Source organism: Microcystis sp. M49636_WE2 (assembly GCF_030065375.1).
GTDB classification, from domain to species: Bacteria; Cyanobacteriota; Cyanobacteriia; order Cyanobacteriales; family Microcystaceae; genus Microcystis; species Microcystis aeruginosa_C.
On sequence record NZ_JASJFG010000373.1, the window covers coordinates 1 to 4,682 of the forward strand.

At 44.1% G+C, this 4,682-nt stretch carries 5 protein-coding genes and 1 pseudogene; 3 read left to right on the plus strand and 3 right to left on the minus strand.

Annotated features, from left to right (window positions below; genetic code table 11):
- The 3 genes and pseudogenes from PX484_RS08975 to PX484_RS08985 form a co-directional block, all read left to right on the plus strand.
- Positions 1-376: pseudogene (locus PX484_RS08975) on the plus strand (serine/threonine protein phosphatase); the annotation flags it as partial.
- Between the two features lie 78 nt (positions 377-454).
- A complete protein-coding gene (locus PX484_RS08980) occupies positions 455-1,273 on the plus strand; it encodes a SirB1 family protein (protein ID WP_287664429.1) in 819 nt (272 codons plus the stop codon).
- Between the two features lie 87 nt (positions 1,274-1,360).
- Positions 1,361-1,825: a VOC family protein gene (locus PX484_RS08985; RefSeq protein WP_002802022.1), complete on the plus strand. Its 465-nt coding sequence runs from the start codon at positions 1,361-1,363 to the stop codon at positions 1,823-1,825.
- On the opposite strand, the gene PX484_RS08990 is transcribed toward PX484_RS08985, so the two are convergent.
- The 3 genes from PX484_RS08990 to PX484_RS09000 all read right to left on the minus strand — a co-directional run bounded on the left by PX484_RS08990 (position 1,822) and on the right by PX484_RS09000 (position 4,305).
- Positions 1,822-2,589, minus strand: coding sequence for a TspO-related membrane protein (locus PX484_RS08990; protein WP_002802021.1), 768 nt, complete (start codon positions 2,587-2,589; stop codon positions 1,822-1,824). The genes PX484_RS08985 and PX484_RS08990 overlap by 4 nt on opposite strands.
- 3 nt (positions 2,590-2,592) lie before the next feature.
- Positions 2,593-3,072 carry a 3-hydroxyacyl-ACP dehydratase FabZ gene (gene fabZ / locus PX484_RS08995; protein WP_002734156.1) on the minus strand — a complete coding sequence of 160 codons (480 nt, stop codon included), beginning with the start codon at positions 3,070-3,072 and terminating at the stop codon, positions 2,593-2,595.
- A 93-nt stretch (positions 3,073-3,165) separates the two neighbouring features.
- Positions 3,166-4,305, minus strand: coding sequence for a SpoIID/LytB domain-containing protein (locus PX484_RS09000; RefSeq protein WP_002802011.1), 1,140 nt, complete (start codon positions 4,303-4,305; stop codon positions 3,166-3,168).
- Positions 4,306-4,682: the final 377 nt, after the last annotated feature.

Genomic DNA, 4,682 nt, shown 5'->3' on the forward strand with positions numbered 1-4,682 from the left:
CCCAGAATATCCCCTTGAACAGCAAACAAACGAGCAGTTTTGTTGGATTAGAAACGAATTTCATGCCATGACCCAACCCTATTTCAAGGATAAACTAATTATCACAGGTCATACTTTAACCTTTACCTTTCCCGATGTCAAACCGGGACAACTAGCTCGCGGCAACGGTTGGCTAGACATTGAAACTGGGGTTTATCATCCTCAAAGTGGTTGGTTAACTGCTTTAGATTGGACAAATCAATTAGTTTATCAAGTGCAGTCTCAAAATAAAAATTGTCGCACGATCCCTTTAGAAAAAGCCGTGGTTAATCTAGATATTGAAAAGATTTCTCGCTACTTCTCCAGGGAAAGCTCATCTAAATCACTGAACCTTTAATGGTGATCGGAAAAGAGAAGCGATAAAACCGGAAGCATCAGTTAAAATAGTTGATAATCTGATTAATACCCTTTTCTAATGACCCTTGAACTATTATACCAAGCCTTCATCGAAACAATTCAACATCCTGACCCTGAGATAAATCTAGCTCGGGCAGCCCTACAAATAGCCAATTTTGAATATCCGCGCCTCAAGATTGATCACTATTTAAATAGAATAAATTTAATGGCTGACGAGGTAAAAAAACGCTTACCCGATAGATTATATCCTTTAAAAATAGTCAAGGTTATCAATCAATATTTGTTTGAAGATTTACAATTTACTGGTAATACCCAAGAATACTATGACCCCCGCAATAGCTACTTAAATGACGTAATCGAGCGCCGCACGGGTATTCCGCTCACTCTCTCGATTATCTACTTAGAGATTGCCAAACAGATCGATTTTCCCATGGTAGGAATTGGTATGCCGGGCCATTTTATTATCCGTCCCGATTTCGAGGAAGTGGAAATTTTTGTCGATCCCTTTCACGGTGGTGAAATCTTATTTAAACAGGACTGTCAAGAAAGATTAAGTCAAGTTTATCAACAGCCAGTTAAATTAGAAGAACATTTTCTCAATATTGCTACCAATCAGCAAATTTTATTACGTTTGTTGACTAATTTAAAATATATTTACCTGAATCGTCAACAATGGTCTCAGACAATTCGGACAATAGATCTACTACTTTTGCTCATTCCTAATCATCCCCTAGAGCTGCGCGATCGAGGTTTAGTTTACTATCAAATTGGACAATTCAGCCGAGCGCAACAGGATTTAGGCTTCTATCTTGCCCTCCTACCCAACGCCCAAGATGCGGAATCAATTCGGCAATTATTGCAAAAAATTAACTCTTAAGTTGCCCATCGTCAGGAGATTATTTTTATTTGTTCTCCCCACACCCCACACCCCACCAACAAACTTTTTCAGCAAACCCTAACTAAAATGACTATTAGCCCTTCCTTAACCACAAAAAAACTCAAAATTGGTCAACTGCGAAAAGTCCATCATATCGCTTTCAACGTCAAAGATATGGAGGCTTCTCGTCATTTTTATGGGGAAATATTAGGCTTAGAGGAATTAGTGGGGGAAAAAATTCCCACCACCTTAAAAGAATTAGTTGCCCAGGGAAAAGTGGCCAATTTTATCACCCCCGATGGTACAGTAATTGACCTATTTTGGGAACCAGATTTAAACCCTCCCGACGACAATCCCGAAATCGCTTTTACCCGTGCCAACCATTTAGCCTTCGATATTGTCCCCGAATGCTTCGATTTTGCCCTAGAAGTGCTACAAAGTCAGGGAATTACTATTGCTAGTGGACCCGTGACCCGGCCGACTGGGAGAGGGGTTTACTTCTACGATCCCGATGGCTTTATCGTCGAAATTCGCTGTGACCCCGCATTTTAACGACTCAGAGGACGAAAACTGCCACTAAAAACCAGAAAAGTTAGGATAATCGCTAATATAATCGCCGTTATCGCAATTAGAGGCAGAGAAATATGTTTAACAGCGATCGCCAAGAAAGCCCAGATAAACACCCCGATAAAAGCCCGATCTTTTCGGTTTAAACCGACTAAAATTGCGATTATCGCCCCGATAACCAGGATTATTACCGTCCAGATCTGGTCAGTTAGACCCCATCGCTGCCAGTCGATCCAATCTAGCACCGAAGCGACGTTGACAATTGTGGCCACGGTAATCCAAGCGAAATAAATACTAATAGGAGCATTAACTAATAAACCCTGTTTACGATTGACAATCAAGCGATTAATTTCTAAGCGGAGATAGAGCCGGATGAGAGAAATTAAAATGCCTAGCATTGCCAGTAAAGACAGGGCAAAAAAACGGGATTGAAAAAGAATTACCCAGAGAATCTGACAAGCACTAGCGATGGCTAATTCGTAGCCTAACCGACGCAAACGCGGTTCAGTTTTATTAAAAGCCAAAGCTTGGTAAATTCCCAGACTAATTAAACCCAGATAAATTAATCCCCAGATCGCAAAAGCATAATTAGCGGGAACAATTAAGACATCTTGAAAAACTGTATTCGAGATAGCCCCGATATTTTCGCCCTTGAGAGGAAAAATATTAGCGAAAATATTGGTAATAAAAGCCCCTAGAATAGCAAATAAATTTAGTTCTTGTCGGAGACGATCTCGATCAAAATTCATAGGTCAATCAAAGACGGAAAACATCATTTCGCCCTGGGCGGCCAATTGCCCATCGACTCTTGCTTCCCCTTGCATTTTAGCAATTTTATTCATCTTGAAGGATAATAATTCCACCGTCATGATTAATTGATCTCCCGGCACCACAGGACGACGAAAACGGGTTTTATCAATGCCAGCGAAGGCAAAAAATTTCCCTTTCATCCCGGGTAATTGGGTCAAAATCACTCCCCCCACTTGGGCCATGGATTCAACAATTAACACCCCCGGCATCAAGGGACGACTGGGAATATGACCGGGGAAAAAAGGCTCGTTGATCGTGACATTTTTTAGGCCAACGGCTTTTTTACCTGGTACATAGTCAATAATCCGATCAACTAGGGCAAAGGGATAACGATGGGGCAGTAGTTGGCGAATTTCCTCGACGGTAAAGGTAGTTTTTATGACTGGTTCCAACTCGGTTAAGGCTTCGGTAACGATGGTCATGCAAGTCAAAAATTACAAGTGAGATCAGACATTATCTCACAATCAGTTATCAGTTATAAGTGATCAGTTTACTGGAAACGGCTGACAGCCTTTTTAATTGGGCATTTCAGTTAAACGAGCATTTTGATAATAATGGCTGAGAATGCGGTCATAAGTCACCCCTTGGTCAGCGAGGGAAAAAGCGCCCCATTGACTTAAACCGATCCCATGACCGAAACCGCGACCATTAATGGCAAAAGTACCGTTATTAGCTGAAATCGTGAATAGGGTACTACGCAGCTCGAGTATTCGCCGTAATTGGGTATCAGAGATTAATTTAGAGCCTTGATCGCCCACTATACGCATTCTAATCACTCGTCCGTGGGGAGTGGTCCTTTCGGGAGATAGCGATCGCACACGACCGACACCACCGATTAAACGGCCTAATTCCCCGGCGCTAAAGTTTTTTGACCATTGAAATACCGGGGCCACTTGGTCGTAATCGACGACACCGCGCAGGTAGGGTAAGGGGGAATTCCAAACATCCTCGACATTTTCCGTGTGGCCCCCAGAGGAGGAGTGAAACACCGCTAGAATCGGTTTGCCGTTGAAACTCATAATTTGTCCGGCGGTGGCCTTAACTGCCTCGTGGGTGCTAGTAAACTCGCTTTCTAGACCCTTATAAACTTGGGTGCGGGTGGTAGTATCAAGATCGTAGATGCGATTGCCGGAAGTGTTCATTTGGTAGAGAGCATAGGTACGCGCCGCCACAGATTGGGCTTTTAAGGCCTCTTGCGGCCAGGAGGGAATCGCCTCCGCACCGACGACACTATAGAGATATTCCTCTAAATCGACTAAATTTAGGGCTGTCACCCCAGAACCTTGCCGAATGATCCTTGTGCGTCCTCGATACCAGCGATCGTTAATCCAGACGTAACCATCATTCTCCGGTTCGATGATCAATTGACTGGCCTGCCAATCGGCCAAACCCACCGCTTTTCCTCTGGGATTAGCATTGAGGGCATTCATGGCGGTTAATTCTCCTAGGACTCTCCCGGCCCCATCTTTCACCACAGCATCGGTGGAACTACCCACGGAGACGGCACTAACACCTTTACTGATGGCAATGCGTAATTCGACAGCAGCTTGGACTGGAGCGATAATCAAAGCCCAAAAAACTAGGACGAGCCAACTATGAGCAGGCAGGCGCTGCAGGTAACTGCTCAGCAGCCTGGCTGTGTGTTTATTGGTCATGGGGGTCGGACTCCTCACACAATCGATCGATAATCAATTTTAACCGGACTGGGATTTTTTGGCTACTCCGGTTCGGAAAAATTTTTCCCCTGTCACTTTTTCCCGATTGTCTGAGAATTTTTCTGTCCTCTGACCCCTGAATGGGCAAATCGTCTTATTTTCTCCGATTAATCGGGATTTATTCGGTTTAGTCGATTATTCTAAGTAGGGAGGCGTTAAAAATTATCATATGCCCCCCTTATCAAGGGGGGATTAAGGGGGGATCGGCACCCCCCTTATCAAGGGGGGATTAAGGGGGGATCGGCACCCCCCTTATCAAGGGGGGATTAAGGGGGGAGCAAGGGGGGAGTAAGGGGGGATGAGGGGGGGATAAAGGG